Consider the following 431-nt stretch of genomic DNA (forward strand, 5'->3'; position numbering starts at 1 on the left):
TCGATATTCCAACCCCGCTGCCCGTCAGCCGCCGACAACTGTCCACCCTTCGGAAAATCATTAAAAACAGCATCTAACAATGCGTTCCTTGACTCGTTCTCCTTAAATTAAAGGCCGTCTGAAAAATTCAGACGGCCTCGATATTCAAGCCTTACCGATTAAAAGAACAATTCACGCCAGCTGATGCGTTTAAGTCCGCATGTACGGCCTTGTACTTCCAGACTGACCAGCTGGTTAGACAAGAGACTGCGATCGCCTTTGGTTGCAAAACATTTATTGTTTGGCACGCTCGGCGTGGCGTTCAACTCCTTATCCGTACCCGTGCCGCCGCTATCGCCATCGGCAGTTACCGGAGAATCGTCGGCTTTGCTGGAATTCATATAAGTAAAGTTGATAACGCCATCAAAAGTCATGCCGTTGGCGTAATAAAT

1 protein-coding gene is annotated in these 431 nt (G+C 48.0%); it reads right to left on the bottom strand.

Annotated elements, in window-relative coordinates; genetic code table 11:
* Positions 1-158: 158 nt before the first annotated feature.
* A partial coding sequence (locus tag ACTHS3_RS17050) for a hypothetical protein (protein ID WP_440368647.1) occupies positions 159-431 on the bottom strand: 273 nt, incomplete at its 5' end.

The organism is Neisseria sp. P0009.S007, assembly GCF_051962515.1.